This is a genomic window from Sphingobacterium sp. UBA865, assembly GCF_002295765.1.
Lineage (GTDB): Bacteria > Bacteroidota > Bacteroidia > Sphingobacteriales > Sphingobacteriaceae > Sphingobacterium > Sphingobacterium multivorum.
Genome location: NZ_DBGB01000039.1, coordinates 1 through 20,534, shown reverse-complemented (window position 1 = coordinate 20,534; position 20,534 = coordinate 1). Strand labels below are relative to the sequence as shown.

Below are 20,534 nucleotides of genomic sequence, written 5' to 3'. Positions count from 1 at the left end.
TAATACAATATGAAACGCGGAATTATTACCTTACTTATTATTGCTGCTGGTCTAGCAGGAATATTTTTTGTGTTAAATAAAAATAAAAAGAAAAATGAGGCCGAAACTGCAGAGGTAGCAAAGAAAAATGTGGCTATTGCAGTGCGTATCGATACGGCAAAAGTATCTTCCATGGACTTACGTTATACGGCTAACGGAACATTTTCTCCGAAACAAGAAGTAACTGTTTCAGCTGAGACTGCAGGTAGAGTGGTGAAAGTATTGGTTGATGAAGGTTCTCATGTGAGCGCCGGACAGACTTTGGCGATCATCGAGGGCGATAAACTGAATGTGAACGTAGCGAATGCGCAGGCTGCATTTACCAATGCGCAGGCCGATCTGCATCGCTTTGAAAGTGCCTTCTCTACAGGTGGTGTAACCAAACAACAGTTAGACCAGGTGAAATTGCAATTTGAGAATGCGAAAAATAACTTAAAAGCGTCTAAATTGAATGCTGGCGATGTGACCATCAAAACTTCGGTATCGGGTATCGTCAATGCACGTAAAATCGAACCGGGCACTTACCTAAATGTGGGCGCTGCAGCCTTCGATATTGTCAATGTCGCCACCTTGAAATTGCGTGTCAATGTAGACGAAAAGAATGTGGCTACCTTAAGGATCGGTCAATCTGTTGATGTGACAGCGAGTGTATATGCAGACCAACGCTTTATAGGTAAAGTAACTTTTATTGCGCCTAAATCGGATGGTAGCTTAAACTTCCCGGTGGAAATCGAGGTAAATAATGCATCGAACCAATTGCGTGCTGGTATGTACGGTACAGCCATCTTCGGTGAAGGTGTTGCTAGCAATACGTTGATCGTACCTCGTAATGCCTTTGTGGGTAGTGTGAGCGACAACAAGATCTTTGTGCTGAAAAACGGTAAAGCCATCGAAACAAACGTCAAATCAGGTAGAAACTTTGGTGATTACATCGAGATCTTAGGTGGTTTGCAAAATGGGGATCAAGTGATTGTTTCGGGTCAGATCAATCTATTTGACCAAAGCCCTGTAGAGATTATTAAATAGAGCATACTGTAATCGGTAGCAGATGGAACCTCGGTTGCATAGCTATTAAAAATAAATTATTCGAATGAAAATTACCGAAATATCGATAAAACGCCCCAGTATAATTATCGTATTATTTATAATACTGACATTAGGCGGGTTGTTTTCTTATACGCGATTGGGCTATGAATTGGTCCCTAAATTTGAAATTAACGTCATTACGGTACAGACGGTCTATCCGGGAGCTTCACCTGCAGAGGTGGAGAGTTCGGTGACCAAAAAAATAGAGGATGCCATTTCATCCTTGGAAAGTATCAAAAAGGTGGAGTCGACTTCCCTTGAAGGGGTATCGATTGTCATGATTACCCTCAACAACGGTGCGGATGTCAACTTCCTGCTTACGGATGCTCAACGGAAAATCAATGCCGTGATCAACGATCTGCCGGATGATGTAAAGACACCTTCACTCTCCAAATTCTCCCTGGATGATGTGGCCATCATGAGTTTGGCCGTCACGTCCAATTTATCGGAAAAAGAACTCTACGATCTTTTGGACAATAAAATCCAGCCGGTCTTTGCGCGGATCAATGGTGTTGCCAAAGTGGACCTGATCGGAGGTGAGGAACGTGAAATCCAGATCTCTGTAGACCCGAAGAAAATTGAAGGTTATGGACTGACAATTTCGCAGGTACAGCAAATTGTAGCATCATCCAATCTCGATTTCCCGACAGGTAACGTCAGTACTCGTGATAACCGGACAACCATCCGTCTTTCGGGTAAAGTAACTTCAATCGAGGAGCTGCGTAACCTCCCGATCACAACGCCGGCAGGGGTGCAGATTTATCTGCGCGATATCGCCGATGTGCGGGATGGTATTAAAGAGATTGAAAAAGTAGCCCGCCTGGACCGTCAGAATACAATCTTATTGCAGGTCTTTAAACAGTCTGATGCAAATGCGGTAGCGGTGTCCGAAGCTGTCAAGAAAACCATTGCGGTACACGATAAAGACGGAAAAGTAATTTCTGGTGTAGAGAAGGATTATGCTGCACAGAATATTAAAATTCTGGTTGCCAATGACTCTTCAGAATTTACCTTGAATGCAGCCGATAACGTGATCCATGACTTAATGATTGCCATTGCATTGGTGGGCTTTATCATGTTGTTCTTCTTACAAAGTTTACGTAATGCGGCGATTACCATGGTGGCGATTCCATTATCTTTGATCGCTACCTTTATTGGCTTGCTTTTGATGGGCTATACCTTAAACTTGATGTCTTTACTCGGTTTATCCCTGGTAGTAGGTATTCTTGTGGATGACGCGATCGTTGTTATCGAGAATATTCACCGCCACATGGAGATGGGTAAAAACAAGGTGCGTGCGGCCTATGATGGTGCTTCGGAAATCGGATTTACCGTAACGGCGATCACCTTGGTTATCGTGGTAGTGTTCCTGCCGATCGCGATGTCTACGGGTTTGGTGGCCAATATCCTGGCACAATTCTGTGTGACGGTAATCATCTCGACTTTATTATCCTTATTGGTGTCATTTACGGTAGTGCCTTGGTTATACTCGCGTTTCGGTAAATTGGAGCACTTGAGCAAAACTTCTTTCTTTGGTCGTATTATTCATGGTTTTGAAAGCGGTTTGAACAGCTTTACACATTGGGTTGCGGGATTGTTGACCTGGGCTTTAAAGAACGTCGGTACGAAATTGGCTACGTTGTTTTTGGCAATCGGTTTACTTGTTGCATCGTTTTTTTTGGTCGGTATGGGGTATATTGGTTCGGACTTCTTCCCGAGTATCGACCGTAAGGAGTTTTTCATCCAGTTGGAACTCGATAAAGATGCTTCCCTGGAGAAGACCAACTTGTTGACGCAAAAAGCGGAGGCTTACATTAAATCGAAACCTGATGTCAAAGAAATTATTACGACAGTGGGGCAGTCTTCGGACGGTATGGCTTCAACAACGGGTTCGCGTTATAAATCGGAGATCCACGTGATCCTCGACAAGGAAAATTTTGAGGGTAACTCACAGGTGTATTCAGCGACGCTGAAGCGTGAACTGGAAAATAAACTGATCGGTGCAAAAATCAAAACCGTCAACGTGGGTATCATGGGAGCGGAGCAGGCACCATTGAAGCTGACCATTATCGGTGCTTCTGTCGAAGATGCACAGGAATTTGCAGAGAAGGCGGCAGATCAATTACGTAAGATTCCTGGGGCTGCGGGTGTCAAATTGACTTCTGAAGCGGGTAACCCTGAGATCAATGTGAAGATCGACCGTGATAAAATGACCTCTTTGGGACTGAATGTCTCTACTGTGGGGATGACAATGCAGACGGCATTTTCAGGAAATACGGATAACAAATACAGAGCGGGTGATAACGAGTACGATATCAATATCCGCTATGCGGAAAATGGTCGTGCCAATATCGACAACGTACGTGATCTGAAATTTATCAATAATCAGGGTGCCTCTATTTCTTTGGATCAATTTGCCAATGTAACTTTTGGTTCGGGACCTACGTTGTTGGAACGTCGCGACAAGTCGCCGGCAGTATCCATTCAGGGACAGGCAATCGGTAGACCAATGGGTACCGTAGCACAAGAGTGGCAGGCACAGTTTGAAAAACTGCCGCGTAAACCGGGTATCGTCTTTATCTGGGGTGGTAATATGGAAAACCAAACCGAAGGTTTTGGTACTTTGGGTATTGCCTTATTGGCATCTATTATCCTAGTATACTTGGTAATGGTTGCTTTATACGATAGTTTTATCACACCATTTGTGGTCTTGTTCTCGATTCCATTGTCGTTTATCGGAGCCCTATTGTTCTTGGCGCTGGGAAATCAGACCTTGAATATATTTACGATTTTGGGTATCATCATGTTAATTGGTCTGGTGGCCAAAAATGCGATCATGCTGGTTGACTTTGCCAACCATCGTAAGGAAGCTGGCGATAATACACACGATGCGTTGGTGGCAGCCAATCACGCGCGTCTTCGTCCGATTTTGATGACGACAATTGCCATGGTATTTGGTATGATTCCTATCGCAATCGCTACTGGAGACGGTGCCGATATGAATAGAGGTCTGGCGATCGTTATCATTGGTGGTTTGTTATCTTCTTTATTTTTAACCTTGGTTGTTGTACCGGTGGTGTACTCCATATTTGACAGTCTTCAACGTCGTTTTGGAAAGAAAGAAAAGACAAATTATGAAGCCTTGATGAAGGAAGATTATGACCATGTCGACGTGGCAGAACATTAAAAAATAATACATTTTACAATAGAAAAAGGCGGCTAATAAAACATTAGCCGCCTTTTTTGTGTTAATTTTAGGTTAATCAATCGATTGCGTAAATATTTTTTATTACATTGCGGCGCATTAACAAAATATACACTTAAAATTGAGACATACATGTGTGGAATTGTAGGATACACAGGTTATCGTCAGGCGTATGGTATCGTCATTGACGGATTACAAAAGTTAGAATACCGTGGTTATGACAGTGCTGGAGTGGCATTGCATAAAGGTGAGCAGATCGATGTTTACAAAAAAACAGGTAAAGTCGCAAACTTGGAAGAGTTTGTGTACGGAAAAGATCTACAGTCGACCACAGGGATAGGCCACACCCGTTGGGCTACCCATGGTGAACCTTCTGATCGGAATGCACATCCGCATTATTCCAATAGCGGACGCATCGCGATGATTCATAATGGCATCATTGAAAACTATGCTTCCTTAAAATCAGAATTAATAAATAAAGGTTATACGTTTAAAAGTGATACTGATACAGAGGTTCTGGTCAACTTTATCGAAGAAATCCAATCGCAGAATGAATGCTCGTTAGAAGAAGCGATCCGTATTGCTTTGAAACGGGTCGTCGGGGCCTATGTAATCCTCGTATTGGAAGCAGGTCATCCGGATCGTATTATTGCAGCACGTAAGGGAAGTCCTTTGGTAATTGGTATCGGTAAAAATGAGCATTTTTTGGGTTCAGATGCTTCCCCGATGTTAGCGTATACCAAAGAAGTTGTTTACATCAATGACTATGAACTGGCCATTATCACACCAGAGGAGCTGATCCTTAAAAATCTGGGTAATGAGCGCATCACACCTTATGTCCAAAAATTGGATCTGGAACTGTCAGCTATTGAAAAAGGGGGCTTTGATCACTTTATGTTGAAAGAGATCTTTGAGCAACCGCAAACGATCTTTGACTCGATGCGTGGACGTTTGGATCTGCAATCCCATCAGATTACACTGAGCGGCATTGAAAAATTTGCCAGTGAGATCAGCAACACCAATCGCATTGTAATTGTTGCCTGCGGTACCAGCTGGCATGCCGGGCTTATTGCAGAATATGTTATTGAGGAATTGTGCCGCATAAATGTAGAAGTTGAATATGCGTCGGAATTCCGCTACCGTAATCCGGTTATTCATCCGGGAGATGTGATCCTGGCGATTTCCCAAAGTGGTGAAACGGCTGATACATTAGTTGCGTTGGAAAATGCAAAAAAACAGGGTGCTATTATATTGGGTGTGGTCAATGTTGTTGGATCTTCTATCGCCCGACTTTCGGATGCAGGTGCCTATACCCATGCTGGACCAGAAATCGGCGTAGCAAGTACGAAAGCATTTACAGCACAGTTGACTGTATTGAACCTGATTGCCTTAAAGATTGCTTCTTTAAGAGGCTCCATCAGTGAAGAGCGTTATCAAAAACTCGCAAAGGAATTAAATGAAGTGCCTGAAAAGGTGGAGTGGATTTTGGATACGCAGGTTGATAAAATTAAAACCATTGCCAAAAAGTACAAAGATGCCCGCGACTTTCTTTTCTTGGGTAGGGGATATAATTTCCCGGTTGCCCTGGAAGGTGCGCTTAAACTCAAGGAAATTTCCTATATCCATGCCGAAGGTTACCCTGCAGCAGAGATGAAACATGGACCGATCGCATTGGTTGATGAGAACTTGCCTGTTGTTTTTATCGCTACAAAAGATGCTTATCACGAGAAGATTGTTTCAAATATTCAGGAGATCAAAGCACGTAAGGGAAAGATCATATCGGTGGTTACCAAGGGCGATACCGTTTCTGAAAATCTATCGGATGATTTTATGGAAATTCCGGAGGCAGATGAGATTATTGCGCCATTGATTTCGGTTGTACCATTGCAACTGCTATCGTATTATATTGGTGTAGAACTCGGATTGGATGTGGACAAACCACGTAACCTGGCGAAGTCGGTAACTGTAGAGTAAGGAGGCCTATGAGTGTATTGAAGAAAAAACCTTTGGAACAGCTGGGCTATGGATTTATCACAGATGAATTTATTCCAGCAGGACAAGATGAATATACCCTGCGCTTTCAGCAAAACCCGCGTAATGACTACCGCGATCTGACGGAAACGGAGATTCAACAGTTGATTCATAACGGTAACTGGTCAAGCGACTGGACCAAGGTCAAAGTATCGGCAGTCTTCGATCCGAATCAGGTGCAGCACTGTAAGTTCTATGGTCTGGTCCGTATCGGCAATTTGAGTCCGAGTTACCTGGATTACCGCAATTTGCAGCTGCCCATTGGCCTGTACCATTCGACGATCATCAGCTCGGACTTTGGTGACGATGTTGCTGTTCATTATGTGGGCTACTTGTCCTACTTTATTGTTGGCAATGAAGTGCTGTTGAGCCAGATCAAGGAAATGGAGACCGGTAGTACAGCCAAGTTTGGTAATGGCATCCTCCGTGACGGTGAAGAGTCGGAGAAACGGATCGAGCTGGAGCTCTGCAACGAAAATGGTGCCCGCTCGGTTTACCCATTTGATGGCATGCAGGCTGCAGATGTATACCTTTGGACCCGCAATCGGCATGATCATGCTTTACAGCAGCGATTTGGAGAACTGACGGATCAAAAATTTGGAAGTCAACGCGGCTATTACAGCCAAATTGGCGACCGTTGTGTCATCAAAAATACGTTAACGATCAAGAATGTCAAGATCGGGACTGATGTTTATATCAAAGGGGTCAGCAAGCTGAAAAATGTAACCGTCAATTCCTCGCAGGAATCGTATACGCAGATCGGTGAAGGCTGTGAGCTTGTTAATGGAATTATTGGCTATGGCTGTCGTATATTTTATGGCGTTAAAGCCGTACGTTTTATCTTGGCTTCCTATTCGCAATTGAAATATGGTGCGCGCTTGATCAACTCTTATTTGGGTGACAACTCGACAATTTCCTGTTGTGAAGTATTAAATTCCCTGATTTTTCCAGCCCATGAACAGCACCATAACAACTCGTTTTTATGTGCGGCATTGGTGATGGGCCAAAGCAATATGGCTGCTGGAGCAACTGTAGGATCGAATCACAACTCCAGAGCTGCGGATGGTGAAATTATCGCGGGACGTGGTTTTTGGCCCGGACTCTGTGTCAGTCTAAAACACAACTCCAGATTTGCATCGTATTGCCTGATTGTAAAAGGGGATTTTCTGCATGAACTGGATATTAAGCTACCTTTCACCTTAGTAAGCAATGACGTACAACATGATCAACTGGTCCTGATTCCGGGGTATTGGTTTATGTACAATATGTACGCATTGGTACGAAATGCGAATAAGTATGCGGCGCGGGACAATCGACATTTCAAAAATCAATATTTTGAATACGATATGTTGGCACCGGATACGGTGAATGAAATGTTTGAAGGGATGGATATGCTGGCCTTGGCCGTTGCAGACAGCCTTCACACTGCAGCAGGGAAGGATGAGCGCGAACGTATTGTTGCCGGTCGGGCACTGCTTGCCAACAACATGGACCTAAAAGATAAGACCATCGTGTTGCAAGGGGCCGAAAATTCACGCAGACCGACTGTTATTCAGAAGGTTGGCGAGGCTTATCACTTATATCGTTCGTTTATTAAGTATTATGGTGTACTGCACCTGATGGATGCCCTCGAGGAAGGTATGTCACTGCAGGGTATTATGGCCTCCTTAACGGGCCGATCGCGTACGAACTGGGAGAATATCGGTGGACAGCTGATCGAAAGCAATGCCCTGCACACTTTCTTAGATGATATCAAATCAAAAAAGATAGATTCGTGGGATGATATTCATGAATTCTATCATGATAAAAGTAAAGATTACCCCCTAGATAAACGTGAACATGCACTCTTGTCTTTAATCGAAGTCTTAAATTTGGAAGGTATGGTTTTATCAACAGATAAAATTGTATCTTTGTTGGATCAGGCGCTTGGGCACCGGATCTGGATTGGTGAACAGATTTATAAATCCCGGGCCAAAGACTACAAAAATCAGTTCAAAAACATGGTCTATGCCAATGATGAAGAACGTGATATTGTGGTCGGAAAACTGGAGGACAATTCTTTTATCAATCAACAACAAAAAGAATTAGAGATATTCAAGATAAGGGTTGCTAATTTGAAAGGGCAATTTTAAAAGAAAGGCTTCCGCTCGGAAGCCTTTTCTTTTTTGACCTGCTGTTCTTTTTGTTGACCAGTTGCTTTTTTGACCTGCTCTTCTTTGGCCTGCTGCTTCTTTTCTTTGACCAGTTGCTTCTGTTTTTTGTCTGTTTTCTAATCCTGGCGGCCGAGGCTGCTATGAAGCTTGCTTTTGTCGTTCCACGCCTTTACTCGTTGATTTTATCGAGCGGCTTACGTTTATTGTCTTTGATCTGTTTAAAGTGGCTTGGCGTCAATCCGGTTACTTTTTTGAATTGATTACTTAAATAGGCAACACTGGAGTAATTGAGTTTATAGGCAATCTCACTTAATGTCAGTTCATCGTAAACCAATAGCTCTTTGACATATTCAATTTTCTGGCCGATGAAGTATTTTTCGATGGTGATCCCTTCAACATCCGAAAATAGATTGGAGATGTAGTTGTAATCATGGTGCACTTTCTTGCTGATGATTTCGGAAAGATTAAGGCTGGTGTCGTTATGTTGATTACGGATGAGATCCAACACCACATGTTTTACCTGTTCGATGATGACGGTTCTTTTATCGTCAATAAGTTCAAACCCAAGTTCCGAAAAATTTTCAGCAAGTTGCTTGCTCTCCGCTTTGGTCAGTTCTTCTTCAATTTCCACCTGGCCCAAAGAAATATGCTTAACATGGAGATTGAGCTTCGCCAGTTCATTTTCAACAACCATTATGCACCTATTGCATACCATATTCTTTATTGCAAGTTTCATAAGAATTATTTTAAATACAAGTTACTCATGTAAACTCAAAAATCGCTAATTTATTAGACATGGGGTTGTAATATTTAGGGTTTATCTTGTAGTATTTTGAAAATAGGCTGTGGGAAAAAATAGGACGGAAGGGTTAGATCGCCTACAGATGAGTGTCAAGGAACGGATGCTAAGCGTTTATTTCAGTCAAGGCTTTATTTCCGCTAGGGCTTTATTTCAATAGTTGTGCCTATTGGAACAGCGTCAAAAAGCTCGTCAATCTCCGAGTTTGTAAGTGCCATACAACCGAAAGTCCAGTCCATGTGGCGTTGCAGTTTACCAATAAAGCCTAGTCCGTTTCGGAGTCCGTGGATCTTGATGTCGCCACCGGCATCTTTTCCTAAACTTTTGGCATGGGCGATATCTTGTTCATTCGGATAGGAGACACCTAGGTTTTTGTGATAGTCGCTATATGGATTTTTATCGTTGATCGTATAAAGACCCTCGGGTGTTTTTAAATCACCTTCAAATTCTTTGTCGCCCACAGGTTGACCGCCTAGTGAAATACGGTATGATTTTAGGAGCTTTCCCTTGCTATAGGCCAATAGTGTCCTTTTAGATTTATAGACAATCAGTTTGTCCACTTTCGCATGCCGATCCAACGTTGGTTCGGGATAAAGATTATAACCTATCAGGCCCAGGCAAAGTAAGACGAGGAGGCTGATGACTGTTTTTAAAACTATTCGACGTTTTCTAGGTCGTTTCATCTTGGCGATCGTTAGCTAATGGATAAAATGTTTAGACCGAGTGCATAACCTAGGGCTCGGCACTCGGTCTACTCATGTATTTTGATGTTACCGTCTAGAATTCGCGGTCAACATCCTTGTCGCCACGTCCCGAAAGGTTCACAATAGCGACTTGGTTTTTGTCTTTGAGCAATTTCACCGCAAGGGCAACAGCATGAGACGATTCAATGGCCGGAATAATACCTTCCAGTCGGGAAAGCAACTTGTAGGCATCAATCGCCTCGGTGTCAGTCACGGGATGATAGTTTGCACGATTGCTATCTTTTAGCTGGGCATGTTGCGGCGATATCCCCGGGTAATCAAGGCCTGCAGATACCGAGGTTGAGGGGATCGGATTACCTTCATCATCGACCAGACAGTATGAAAATGTCCCCTGGAATACAGTTGGTTTACCAAAAGAAAGTGTCGCTGCTGTTTTTGGATAAGTCCCGGTGCCACCACCTTCACCACCATGAATTTCGACGGCATGATCATCGAGAAAACCCGAAAATAAGCCAATCGCATTTGACCCGCCACCCACACAGGCAAAGATGCTGTCGGGAAGGCGCCCTTCCTGATCAAGGATCTGCTGGCGTGCTTCTTTACCGATAACGCTTTGAAAATAGCCGACCATTTTTGGATAGGGATGTGGGCCAACATGCGATCCCAGCAGATAATAGGATGTGGGATTTTCGACGTAATACATCAAGGCCGCGTCTACGGCATCCTTCAATGTACGGCTACCTAAGTTGGTCGTTACAACCTCGGCACCCAACAATTCCATGCGTTTGACGTTCAGGGCCTGCCGCGCAGCATCGATTTCGCCCATAAATACTTTACAGGGGATGTTTAACAATGCTGCTGCTGTTGCTGTTGCAACACCATGTTGACCGGCGCCAGTTTCGGCAATGATCTCTGTAGCTCCCATTTGTTTAGCCAAAAGAATTTGACCGATACAGTTGTTTATCTTGTGGGAACCTGTATGGTTTAAATCTTCCCGCTTCAAATAGATTTTGGAACCTACGTGTTCGCTTAAATTCTTCGCGTAATATAAAGGTGAGGGGCGACCGACATAATGTTTTAAGATCGCAATAAACTCTTTCTGGAATTCTTCTTTTTGGACATGACTATCGAAAAAAGCAGCCAGTTTATTCAATTGCTCTTCCAATACTGGTGGGATGTAAGATCCGCCAAATTCTCCATATTGACCATTGTATTGAAGCATCTTCTCATTTGCTTCGACAGATGCAGCTTGTGTTAGACTCATTTTAGGCTTAAGTTTCTTGTTGTAAAAAGATATATTGTTTATTGAAGCCTAATATAGTAATCTTTGCAGGTATAGAAAAAAAACAAGGCATCTTTTGTAGAAAAGATGCCTGTAAAATCTTGTATTAGCAAACAAAAACAATGTCTCCTGTTTTAAGCTTTGGTTTTCCGGAAGATAAAGTAGAAGCCTACCAGAATAAAAGGTATACTCAGTAATTGGCCCATATTTAAAGCCATACTTTGCTCGAAAGGTTCTTGGTCAATTTTAAAATGTTCCAAGACCATGCGTGCACCAAATAATAGGACCATGAATATGCCAAATAATTGGCCTTTTTGGCGATTGGGATTTGATTTGAATAGGGAGCCAATGATAATGAAGATCAAAATATAGGCGATTGCTTCATAAAGCTGCCCTGGGTGGCGTGGTACATTGTCTACACGTTCGAACACGATAGCCCAGGGTAGATCTGTAGGTGTGCCAATAATTTCGGAATTGAAGAAATTTCCGATACGGATAAGTGCACCGGCAATAGGGACTACAACGACCAATCGGTCCGCTAACCACAGAAAATCAGTTTTTGTTTTTCTGCAGAATAAATAGAGTGCGAGGATAATTCCAATGGCGCCACCGTGAGAAGCCAAACCTGCAAAACCAGTGATATGAAATCCTGTTTTATCCCATTTGAATGGCAGAAAGATTTCAAGTATATGATCTTTGTAATAGTCAAAATCGTAAAATAGGCAGTGTCCTAATCGTGCTCCGATCAAAGTGCCCAGAAAAATATAAATTGAAAGCTGATCCAACTGTTCTTGTGTGCGGCCTTCCTTTTTGAATATACGTAACATCATTACGTATGAAACAAAAAACGCTAACAACCAGCATAAGGCATAATAGCGAAGGGCAAAAGCGCCAAAGTTGAACATTTCGGGGTCAATATTCCAATGTATTGCACTTAATATTGAATTCATAAATTTTATAGCTTTTTAAATTACTTTGAAGTAAAGATAAGCTTTAATCTCATTTTTTTATTCCTACAATTTGTTTTTAAGCAGAATATCATTGGGCTGCGGATCTAATTCATTCATCGTGAACAAAATATTGTCTTTTGCGGATCCTTTTTACTTAAAGAGGAGCGTATAACCTAAAATAAATTGCGCAAACAATATTTCAAAAAACATTTTTACTTTTGCATTTCATTGAAATTTTCATATTTTGACGAAAGTAAATAGAAAAGGAAAAGATGGCAGAAAAAAACAAGAAAAAAGAGCCGAAGCACGACGCGGTTGTGACGAAAGATTCGCTTTCATTTTTTGAGAAATATATCAATAATGCTTCTCCTACAGGATTTGAGTGGGAAGGACAGCGCCTGTGGTTGGATTATTTGAAGCCTTATGTTGATGATACATTCGTTGACAACTACGGTACAGCTGTAGGGGTAATCAATCCAAAAGCGGAGTATAAGGTCGTTATAGAGGCTCATGCGGATGAGATTTCTTGGTTTGTCAATTACATTACCAAAGACGGACTGATCTATGTAATACGTAACGGTGGTTCAGATCACCAGATTGCGCCGTCTAAGCGCGTGAATATTCATACGGAAAAGGGCATTGTCAAAGCTGTATTCGGCTGGCCGGCAATTCATACGCGTTCGGGAGAGAAAGAAGAAAATCCTTCGCTGAAAAATATCTTTTTGGACTGTGGCTGTAGTACCAAAGAAGAGGTTGAAGCCTTGGGAATACATGTCGGTTGTGTCATTACATACGAAGATACATTCTCTATCCTTAACGACCGTTATTATGTTGGGCGGGCTATGGACAATCGTGCCGGTGGTTTTATGATCGCTGAGGTTGCTCGTTTGCTAAAAGAGAATAAAAAGAAATTGCCATTTGGATTATATATCGTAAATTCGGTGCAAGAAGAGATTGGTTTACGCGGTGCCGAAATGATTGCAGATCGTATCAAACCGAATGTCGCCATCGTAACTGATGTGACACATGATACGCAAACTCCGATGATCAATAAGATCACGCAGGGCGATCTATTTTCAGGGAAAGGTCCGGTATTGTCCTACGCTCCAGCGGTTCAGATTAATCTGAATAAACTGTTGGTTAAAGTTGCTGAGAAGAATAATATTCCTTTCCAGCGTCAGGCTTCTTCTCGTTTTACAGGAACTGATACGGATGCATTTGCCTATAGCAATGGTGGTGTACCGTCTGCGTTGATTTCTTTACCACTCCGTTATATGCACACAACAGTGGAGATGGTGCACAAGGAAGATGTGGATAACGTGATCCGGTTGATCTACGAAACATTATTGAATATTGAGAACGGACAAGATTTTAGAACATTTACAAAGTAGAATTTAAGAATATATTAACTTATCATTAGAATTATTATGGAAAATAACCAAAATCAAAACGAATTGAGCATCGAGTTGACAGAAGAAGTAGCAGAAGGAACCTACTCAAATCTTGCGATTATCACTCACTCTAATACTGAATTTGTGGTTGACTTTATCCGTGTGATGCCAGGAGTGCCAAAAGCAAAAGTGAAATCAAGAATCGTTTTGACTCCAGAGCATGCAAAACGCTTGTTAGGTGCATTGGTTGATAACGTGAACCGTTTCGAAGCATTAAATGGCCCAATTAAAATGGACTTAGGTGTTGCTGAACAACCTCAACAAGGTGGTGATCCTACAGTTGCATTCCCTTTTGGAACGCCACAAGGTCAAGCATAGTTGATTGCAGCTATCATTGAGATATCAAAAGCGCCAATTGAACATTGGCGCTTTTTTTATGTCCTTGATTTCAGCAAAGTCTTTCCGATGCTCCAATTGGGTTCATGTACGAAAAAAACGATTGCCCTAACTACCTGTTAAGGGATAAGATCATCAAGATCTAATTAAAATTGAAACATCTGCATATCAGGTAGTGCCTATTAATATTTCTTAATCAATGTTTAGACAGTAATAAGTCAGTGCATATTCAGTCTACACTGAGCAAGCACTGAACGAGCACTGAACAATCACTGAGTAAGCACTGTCTAAAATATAAAGTTGGATGCCATCTGATATTCGCCTGTGGGCTATTGTTAGTTTTGGACTTGGCATTTACTTTTACTAAATTTAGATAACTAATTCAAAAAGGAGATTTATATGGATATTCAAGTGCGGAACTTGACAAAGAAGGATTATGTTGATTTGAAACGATCGATGGAACAGGCTTATGATGGTGCAGGTGAGACCTGGTCAAAGGAAAATATTCAGGATTTGATTGATATATTTCCCGAAGGGCAATTATGTGTGGAGATTGATGGACATGTCGTTGCCTGTGCCTTGTCCATTATCCTGAATTCAAAAAAGAATAATATTTACGATAGCTATTATGAGATTATCGATGACGGTAAGTTTACCAAGCATAGTGATGATGGAGACACCCTTTACGGGATAGAAGTGTTTGTTCATCCGGCACATCGGGCGTTACGTCTCGGCCGGCGTCTCTATGATGCGCGTAAGGAGCTGTGTGAACAGATGAACCTCAAATGTATTGTTGCCGGGGGCCGTATTCCCAATTACCATAACTATGCGGATAAAATGAGTCCGCGGGTTTACATCGAGAAAGTCAAACGCAAGGAGATCTATGATCCGACGCTGACCTTTCAGCTTTCAAATGATTTTCATGTCAAAAAAATACTCAAGCATTATCTGCCTGAAGATGCTGAATCGATGGAGTTTGCTACCCTGTTGGAATGGAATAATATTTATTATGAGTCAGAGACACGGTCCATTTCGACCACCAAGCAGACGATCCGTTTGGGGCTGGTGCAATGGCAGATGCGCTTGTTTGATAATCTGGAGGCATTTTATGATCAGATCGAGTTTTTTGTGGATACCGTGAGTGATTATGGAACAGATTTTATCATGTTTCCGGAATTTTTCAATACGCCGCTCATGAGCCCTTATAACGATCTTCCCGAGCGCCTGGCGATGGAAAGGCTTGCGCAGCATACCTCCGAGATTATCGACCGCATTCAACAGTTTGCTGTATCCTACAACGTTAATATCATTGCGGGTTCCATGCCATTGATGGAAAACAAAAAACTCTACAATGTTTCCTACCTCTGTCATCGCAACGGTAAGCTGGATGAGTTTAAAAAAATTCATATCACGCCAAATGAATTTAAATACTATGGTATGGTGGGTGGTAGTGAAGTGAAAGTATTTGACACCGATTGTGGTAAAGTAGGGCTGTTGATCTGTTACGATGTCGAGTTTCCTGAACTGAGCCGTATTTTGGCCGATCAGGGCATGCAGATTCTATTTGTGCCCTTTATGACGGATACCCAAAACGGGTACATCCGGGTGCGTACCTGCGCGCAGGCCAGGGCGATAGAAAATGAATGTTATGTGGCTATTGCTGGCTCTGTGGGTAATTTGCCGCGTGTGAATAATATGGATATACAATATTCGCAGTCCGCCGTTTTTACTCCTTCAGACTTTGCTTTTCCCAATAATGCCATCAAAGCCGAGGCGACACCGAATGCGGAGATGGTGCTTATTGCCGACGTTGATCTGTATGCGCTGCGCGACCTACATGAGTATGGTACTGTTAAAGTGAAGAAGGATAGGCGGAAGGATCTGTACGAAGTGAAACTTTTGAAGTAAAATTTAAATACGCTTTTAATCTCTTAAAATATGATACAAAAAGTCAAATGGGGGACGCTATCCATGGTCTTAATGATGATGTCATGTCAGTCAAATAAGAAAAGCGATACTGCTCAGGAGGTCCGCACAAATTTTTTTGATGTCTCAGGTATGGATACGACGGTGAATCCAGGAGATAATTTCTTCCAATATGCGAATGGAAGCTGGATGAAAAATACGCAGATCCCGGCATCGGAAACAGGATGGGGCTCCTTTTATGTGCTCGCCGACGAAAATCTGGCAAACCTGAAATCTATTTTGGAAGGGGCCGCAAAGTCCGACAACAAAAAAGGTTCAGATCAGCAAAAGGCTGGCGATTTCTATGCGAGTGGTATGGATACGGTGACGATCGATAAATTGGGTGCGAAACCGATCGAAGGGGCCATTCAAAAAATCAATGGATTGAAAAGTATTGATGAATTGATTGCGTATGCTGCAGATGGATTTAAGGAGGGCGATGGTGATCTTTTTACCTTTTATGTCGCCGCGGATGACCGGATCAGCACTAAGAATGCATTGCAATTTTTTCAGGGGGGACTCAACCTGCCTGAAGCAAGTTATTATTTAGATCAGGATGAGAAAGCGAAGAAGATCCGGGAGGCCTATGTCGCGTATCTGGTCAAGTTATTCGGACTGATCGGTGAAGGGGCAAATGCCCAAAAGTCGGCTGAGGAAGTGCTAAGCCTGGAAACAGAAATTGCCAAATCGCATGCCACACCTGTAGAATTGCGGGATCCCATTAAAAACTACCACAAATTTGCGGTACAGGAATTTCAGAAGCAAACGCCAAACCTCAACTGGAAAGATATTCTGCGACGCTTGGATGTGAAGACCGACACGATTTTGGTACAGCAGCCAAAATTTTACCTTGCTTTAAATAATTTGTTGAAGTCGCAGTCCTTAGATAGCTGGAAAACAAAGCTAAAAGCAGATTTAGCGAATGCTTCTGCGGCGGCACTGAGCAAAGGTTTCCGGGAGGCCAAGTTTGAATTATTCGGGAAAACCCTGAATGGTCAGAAGCAGGAGAAAGAGCGGTGGAAGCTGATGGTGAGTTCGGCGGACGAGAATCTTGGCGAGATTGTGGGTAAGTTGTATGTGGATGAATACTTCAAGCCCGAAGCAAAAAAACGAATGCTCGAATTGGTCGACAATTTGCAGAAAGTCTACAAGAACCGCATTGAGAAATTGGACTGGATGACGCCTGAAACCAAAAAGAAAGCGATTGAAAAATTGGAAGCCTTCACCAAAAAAATCGGCTACCCGGAGAAGTGGAAAGATTATAGTGACGTGGAGGTAGCCAAAGATACCTACTATGCCAACTTGCAGTCTGCTGCAAAGCATGCTTATAAAGAAATGGTGGGTAAAATCGGTAAACCGGTTGACAAGGCAGAATGGCTGATGACAACACCTACGGTGAATGCCTATTACAATCCACCGTATAATGAGATTGTATTTCCGGCCGGCATCTTGCAGTTCCCCTTCTTTGATGCCAACGCGGACGATGCAATCAATTATGGCGCTATCGGTGCCGTTATCGGACACGAGATGACTCATGGTTTTGATGATCAGGGGCGCCAATATGATAAAGACGGCAACTTGAACGATTGGTGGACTGCCGTGGATGCGAAACAGTTTACGGAACGCGCTAATCAGGTAGCGAAGTTATATGGTGGTTTTACACTGTTGGACAATCAACATGTAAACGGTGAGCTTACTTTAGGTGAAAACCTGGCGGATATCGGCGGTTTAAATATTGCCTATGATGCCTTTAAATTAACCAAACAAGGGCAGGGGCAGGACAAGATTGATGGTTTTACTCCAGATCAACGTTTCTTCCTGAGTTTTGCGCAAGTGTGGCGCGTAAAGAGCAGCGATGAGCGCATGCGGCTACGTTTAAAAGTTGATCCACATAGCCCCGAACAATTTCGGGTAAATGGTCCCGTATACAATATGGAGGCTTTCTATAAAGCATTTAATGTACAGCCTACAGCAAAAATGTATGTGGCACCGGAGAAAAGAATTTTGGTTTGGTAAGCGGAAACAGGCGTGAACAGCATTGCCTAATACGGATTAAGGTCATGTTGTTCAACTGATAACGTTTAAATGGAAACGAAAAAGTAAATTTGTCTTTGAATTATGATAAAAACTGATTACTTTTGCCCTTCATTTAATAACACATTTAATTAATTAACAATGTACGCAATAGTAAATATAGCAGGACAGCAATTTAAGGTTGCAAAAGACCAGTTCCTTTTTGTACACCGTTTACAAGGAGATGAAGGCGCTAGTATTGAATTTGACAATGTATTGTTAGCAGAAGACGGTGGTAAATTTACCATTGGTACACCTAGCGTTGCTGGTGCAAAAGTTTCGGCTAAAATTTTGTCTCATTTAAAAGGCGATAAAGTTATCGTTTTCAAGAAAAAACGTCGTAAAGGCTACAAAAAGAAAAACGGTCACCGTCAACAATTTTCTAAAATCCAGATCACTGGTATTACGTTATAATTGAATTTTTAATCAGACAAATAGTCTTAAATTAAGATAAAGAAATGGCACACAAAAAAGGTGCGGGTAGTTCTAAGAACGGCCGTGAGTCACATAGCAAGCGTTTAGGTATCAAAATCTTCGGTGGTCAACAAGCAATCGCTGGTAACATCATCGTACGCCAACGCGGTACACAACACAATCCTGACACAAACGTTGGTATTGGTAAAGACCACACATTGTTCGCTTTAGTAGACGGTAAAGTAGTTTTCCGTAAAAAAGCTAACAATAAATCTTATGTATCTGTAGTTCCTACAGAACAAGCGTAAGGTTTTGCAACAATATTGGAAAGGCATCAAGAAATTGATGCCTTTTTTTGTTTGTCTGTTCTCCCATGGATCTACCCTTGGGCAATAGGAACGAAATCGGATGCTACTTGCTGCACTTTCGTTGCACAGAGCCACTGTTGGCAATATCGTTGGCCCGCAGCGTTGCTGCCCCGCCAATTTATCGGAGTTGGTAATGAGTGCGTTAAGGTTTTGGTTTTATTTAAATTGTTATTTTCTGTTAAATGTAAAGCTTTGGTACAATTTTTATAAAGGATAGGTGTTTTTAAGACAATAGGCGAAACATTCCGGAATACCATTGGATGCAAGCACGATTGAATAAATACTTACATATGAAATACAACAAGTTTGGATATGGTTTGTGTGCGGGGTTATTTGCCTGTTCATTTTATTCCTGTAGTTCGATTTACATGCCTAATGTGCCTTCAGCGCCGATGTTTACAGAAGCTGGCGAGGTATATGTTTCCGGTAATATCAATACAAAGGCTAATGTATCGGCCAACCTGGGGGTAGCCGTAACCGATCATGTAGCTGTCATCGCCAATGGTTCCTATGTGGATAATAAATCCAATATCAAAGACTATGCGCAAAAGATGGGCGAAGCGGGGATTGGCTATTATACACGTTTTGGTCGGAAAAACAATCGTGTGTTTGAGGTTTACGGGGGGTATGGGCTAGGCAATACCAGTGTGGTTGATAAGCGTTCGTCGACGATGGGACAAGCTATTGTGGAAACGAAGGATATGGATTTTGAAAAGGTGTTTGTGCAGGTAAACTTTTCATCGGAGAAAAAGGATGCCCTAAAGTTGTTTGGCAACCGGCACGATATCGATTACGGTACCATCATTCGGTTGAGCAATATGCGGATGAAGAATTTCGCTATTGATGGTCTTCCGGCAGAGAAAGAAGACAATATGCTTATTGAACCTGTATTTTATACAAGGATGGGCTTAGGGAAAGGATGGAAGCTGCAATATACGAACGGTATGGTATTTGGTTTTAAAAGTAATACCTATTTAAAAGCAGGGTACCCATTGTTTACACTGGGAGTTTTATATAAATTTGGAGGAAAATAGGGATTATGAGCAAGAAAATTTTATTTGGATGTTTGGTTCTGCTGGGTTTGTTTATCTCCGGCTGCGGCGTGAATCGACAAAAGGCACAGATCGAGAATTTGGCGAAATGTAAGTTCGATGTGGAATCGGTAGATAGTATACGGTTGGCCGGTACATCATTGCAACGACTGATCAAGAATAATCAAATCGACCTGGGAGCAGCGCCGAGCCTGGCGTTGGCCTATTTGCGGAAAGATATTCCATTGAATGCAGTTATCCGGCTTAAAATAGACAACCCGACGCTCAAAAAGGCATCCATTAATAAGTTTCAGTATATCATTCTTTATGGTGGACAGCAGCTTGTGGAAGGGATTGTCAATCAATCATTACAAATAGAGCCCGGAGAATCTACTGTGGCCAATGTGCGTATAGCGACCAATATCTATGATTTATTAAAGAATTCGGACCTGCAGGATTTTTTAATGTCAAGCGATGAGAATAAAAAGGGAATATTTACGTTAAAAGTGAAACCTTCTATCAATATCGCAGGGCAGTCGGTATTCTACCCGGGATATATTACCATCGATAAAGCGGTAAGTCGTAAGATTCTGCTTTAGACAGGGGCATACTGTGATAAGATATTATGAAGCTGTCTCAAATTTATT

At 42.2% G+C, this 20,534-nt stretch carries 16 protein-coding genes; 12 read left to right on the top strand and 4 right to left on the bottom strand.

The genetic code is table 11. From position 1 onward, the window contains the following. Positions 1 to 9 precede the first annotated feature (9 nt). The 4 genes from B2O97_RS21025 to B2O97_RS21010 all read left to right on the top strand — a co-directional run bounded on the left by B2O97_RS21025 (position 10) and on the right by B2O97_RS21010 (position 8,493). Positions 10 to 1,065 (top strand): efflux RND transporter periplasmic adaptor subunit, encoded by a 1,056-nt coding sequence (locus B2O97_RS21025; protein WP_070561150.1) that lies wholly within the window; start codon positions 10 to 12, stop codon positions 1,063 to 1,065. Positions 1,066 to 1,129: 64 nt separating this feature from the next. Continuing rightward, positions 1,130 to 4,312: an efflux RND transporter permease subunit gene (locus tag B2O97_RS21020; RefSeq protein WP_145326907.1), complete on the top strand. Its 3,183-nt coding sequence runs from the start codon at positions 1,130 to 1,132 to the stop codon at positions 4,310 to 4,312. Between the two features lie 150 nt (positions 4,313 to 4,462). Next, entirely contained in the window at positions 4,463 to 6,304 is a 1,842-nt protein-coding gene (gene glmS, locus B2O97_RS21015; RefSeq protein ID WP_112376348.1) for a glutamine--fructose-6-phosphate transaminase (isomerizing), read from the top strand. A gap of 8 nt (positions 6,305 to 6,312) precedes the next feature. After that, a complete protein-coding gene (locus B2O97_RS21010; protein WP_286768080.1) occupies positions 6,313 to 8,493 on the top strand; it encodes a DUF4954 family protein in 2,181 nt (726 codons plus the stop codon). A gap of 190 nt (positions 8,494 to 8,683) precedes the next feature. Here B2O97_RS21010 and B2O97_RS21005 read toward each other — a convergent pair whose 3' ends face one another. The 4 genes from B2O97_RS21005 to lgt form a co-directional block, all read right to left on the bottom strand. Further along, a complete protein-coding gene (locus B2O97_RS21005) occupies positions 8,684 to 9,250 on the bottom strand; it encodes an AraC family transcriptional regulator (RefSeq protein ID WP_070561147.1) in 567 nt (188 codons plus the stop codon). A gap of 203 nt (positions 9,251 to 9,453) precedes the next feature. Continuing rightward, positions 9,454 to 9,996, bottom strand: a complete 543-nt coding sequence (locus B2O97_RS21000; RefSeq protein ID WP_070561146.1) for a L,D-transpeptidase family protein — start codon at positions 9,994 to 9,996, stop codon at positions 9,454 to 9,456. 94 nt (positions 9,997 to 10,090) lie between these two features. Continuing rightward, a complete protein-coding gene (gene trpB / locus B2O97_RS20995; RefSeq protein WP_236560212.1) occupies positions 10,091 to 11,281 on the bottom strand; it encodes a tryptophan synthase subunit beta in 1,191 nt (396 codons plus the stop codon). Between the two features lie 152 nt (positions 11,282 to 11,433). Beyond that, positions 11,434 to 12,249: a prolipoprotein diacylglyceryl transferase gene (gene lgt, locus B2O97_RS20990; RefSeq protein ID WP_159332956.1), complete on the bottom strand. Its 816-nt coding sequence runs from the start codon at positions 12,247 to 12,249 to the stop codon at positions 11,434 to 11,436. A gap of 272 nt (positions 12,250 to 12,521) precedes the next feature. Here lgt and B2O97_RS20985 point away from each other — a divergent pair, with 272 nt between their 5' ends. The 8 genes from B2O97_RS20985 to B2O97_RS20950 all read left to right on the top strand — a co-directional run bounded on the left by B2O97_RS20985 (position 12,522) and on the right by B2O97_RS20950 (position 20,486). After that, the gene (locus B2O97_RS20985) at positions 12,522 to 13,640 is read left to right on the top strand and encodes a M42 family metallopeptidase (protein WP_070561144.1); all 1,119 of its coding nucleotides are present in this window, start codon (positions 12,522 to 12,524) and stop codon (positions 13,638 to 13,640) included. 36 nt (positions 13,641 to 13,676) lie between these two features. Continuing rightward, on the top strand, positions 13,677 to 14,018 hold the full coding sequence (locus B2O97_RS20980; RefSeq protein ID WP_046672455.1) for a DUF3467 domain-containing protein: 342 nt from the start codon (positions 13,677 to 13,679) through the stop codon (positions 14,016 to 14,018). Positions 14,019 to 14,435: 417 nt separating this feature from the next. Then, a complete protein-coding gene (locus B2O97_RS20975; RefSeq protein WP_046672920.1) occupies positions 14,436 to 15,944 on the top strand; it encodes a bifunctional GNAT family N-acetyltransferase/carbon-nitrogen hydrolase family protein in 1,509 nt (502 codons plus the stop codon). A gap of 30 nt (positions 15,945 to 15,974) precedes the next feature. Next, positions 15,975 to 18,017: a M13 family metallopeptidase gene (locus B2O97_RS20970; RefSeq protein ID WP_159332955.1), complete on the top strand. Its 2,043-nt coding sequence runs from the start codon at positions 15,975 to 15,977 to the stop codon at positions 18,015 to 18,017. Between the two features lie 159 nt (positions 18,018 to 18,176). Further along, a complete protein-coding gene (gene rplU, locus B2O97_RS20965) occupies positions 18,177 to 18,488 on the top strand; it encodes a 50S ribosomal protein L21 (protein ID WP_028068281.1) in 312 nt (103 codons plus the stop codon). A gap of 44 nt (positions 18,489 to 18,532) precedes the next feature. Continuing rightward, entirely contained in the window at positions 18,533 to 18,796 is a 264-nt protein-coding gene (rpmA, locus tag B2O97_RS20960) for a 50S ribosomal protein L27 (protein WP_046672918.1), read from the top strand. A gap of 350 nt (positions 18,797 to 19,146) precedes the next feature. Continuing rightward, positions 19,147 to 19,890: a hypothetical protein gene (locus B2O97_RS20955; RefSeq protein WP_115049607.1), complete on the top strand. Its 744-nt coding sequence runs from the start codon at positions 19,147 to 19,149 to the stop codon at positions 19,888 to 19,890. Positions 19,891 to 19,895: 5 nt separating this feature from the next. After that, the gene (locus tag B2O97_RS20950) at positions 19,896 to 20,486 is read left to right on the top strand and encodes a hypothetical protein (RefSeq protein ID WP_112376352.1); all 591 of its coding nucleotides are present in this window, start codon (positions 19,896 to 19,898) and stop codon (positions 20,484 to 20,486) included. Positions 20,487 to 20,534: the final 48 nt, after the last annotated feature.